The organism is Streptomyces sp. MH60 (genome assembly GCF_002939385.1).
GTDB lineage: Bacteria > Actinomycetota > Actinomycetes > Streptomycetales > Streptomycetaceae > Streptomyces.
Genome location: NZ_MULI01000175.1, coordinates 1 through 1,951 on the forward strand (window position 1 = coordinate 1; position 1,951 = coordinate 1,951).

1 protein-coding gene and 1 pseudogene are annotated in these 1,951 nt (G+C 75.2%); both read left to right on the top strand.

The annotated features are described in order from the left end of the window. Positions 1-934: pseudogene (locus BZZ08_RS38360) on the top strand (serine/threonine protein kinase); the annotation flags it as partial. A 200-nt stretch (positions 935-1,134) separates the two neighbouring features. Then, positions 1,135-1,951, top strand: an 817-nt coding sequence (locus tag BZZ08_RS38365) for a protein kinase (protein WP_157953372.1), incomplete at its 3' end; no start/stop codon positions are given.

Consider the following 1,951-nt stretch of genomic DNA (forward strand, 5'->3'; position numbering starts at 1 on the left):
GCCGAGGGCGGGATCGGCCTCGGGACCGGGCGCGGGCACGCGTCACGGTGGCGGTGGCGCCGCCGGAACGGCCGGCTCGGGGACCGGCGCGGCGAACGCGGCCGGTGGAACGCGGAGTTCCGGCTGGCCCGTCGTGCCGCCGCCGGACCTGCCCGCCCGGCCCGTGCCCAGGGCCCCGCTCACCGACGTGGTGCCGCGCCGGACGCTGATCATCATCGCGGTCGTCGTGGCGCTGGCCGTGCTCGGCACCGTGCTGGCACTCACCCTCGGCGGTGGCGACGACGACCAGGGCGCCGAGGGCGGCAGCGGCGGCAAGCCCGTGGCCTCCGCCGGTGCGAGCGGCGACACCAAGCGGGACGGGGAGAGCGGCACCGGCACGGACGGTTCCTCCGCCTCCGGCCCGGCGACGAGTGAGGACGCGTCCGGCGCCCCGGACGCCGGGGCGAGCGCGTCCGGCGAGGGCGACGGCGAGTCGGACGACGCCGGGAAGTCCGACGACGAGGGCGTGGCCGCCACCCACAAGGGCGGCCAGGGCTACCGCATCGGTCTGCCCGAGGGCTGGAAGTTCACCACCACGGGCTCCTCGGGCGACCGGTTCACCGGCCCCCGCGGGCAGAAGCTGCTGGTCGCCTGGACCTCCACGCCCAAGGACGACCCCGTCGCGGACTGGAAGAAGCAGGAGCAGTACATGGTCCGCTCGAACTACCAGAAGATCCGCATAGAGAAGGTGGGCTACCGGGGCTGGAACGCGGCCGACTGGGAGTTCACCTACACCGACGGTGGCACCAAGTACCGCACCGTGGACCGGGGCTTCGTCGTCAACGACCACCAGGGCTACGCGCTCATGTACACCGCGAAGGCCGCCGACTGGGGCGACGATCTGCGCCGGGACACCTGGCGGACCCTGTCGAAGACCTTCGAACCCAAGTCCTGAGCGGACGGGCCCGGGGGCGGGCTCTCCGGTCCGGGCTCTCCGGTCCGGGCTCCACGGGCCCGGGTTTGAGCCGCGCGATATCTGGCATCAGCTCATTGCGGGTTGCCTCCGGCACGTATCGTGAGTGGTTGCGGACCGTACGCAGCCGGAACGGCCCGCCGGACGAACGGAATTGACCGACGGCTGCCGGGGGTGGCGACGTGGACGACTACGCGGGACGGGTGCTCGCCGACCGCTACCGCCTGCCCCTGCCGCCGTCCGACGAGTACGAACTCACCGAGACCCGGGCCTTCGACACCTACAGCGGTCAGGAAGTCCTGGTCCGCCAGATCCCGTTGCCGGAGGTCGTCGAGGCCGAGGTGCTCGACGCGGACGGTCTGCCCGACGGCTTCACGGCCCGGGACGGCGGCGCCCGGCACCCCGGCAGGCGGACCCCGGCCGCGGGCGGCGGCCCCAGGCGGCCGGCCGATCCGGTGGTACGGCGTGCCGTCGAGGCCGCGCAGGCCGCGGCCGCGGTGCCCGACCATCCGCGCCTGGACCAGGTCTTCGACGTCTTCGCCGAGGGCGGTTCGCTGTGGATCGTCAGCGAGCTGGTGGCCGCGAGGCCGCTGGCCGCGCTGCTCGCCGAACAGACCCTGACGCCGTACCGGGCGGCCGAGGTGGCCTCCGACGTCCTCCTGGCGCTGCGGGTGCTGCACTCGTACGGCTGGGTGCACCGCAACATCACCGCGCGCACCGTGCTCGTCTGCGACGACGGGCGGGTCATGCTGACCGGCCTGGCGGTCGGGGCGGCGGAGGAGGCGCTGTGCGGGTACGACCCGGTGCCCCCGCCGCCCGACGAGGAGCCGGGCACCGCCGTCGACCCGAACGGAACCTTCGGTCCCGGTGGCGGCACCCCCCGGACCGGCGTCTACGGCCCCGGTGACGCCGACCCCGAGGCCGCCCGGCGGGCCGCCATCGAGGCGCGCGGCGTCGGCGGGCTCCCGGTGCCCGGGGCCACGGGGCCGGGCGCAGGCC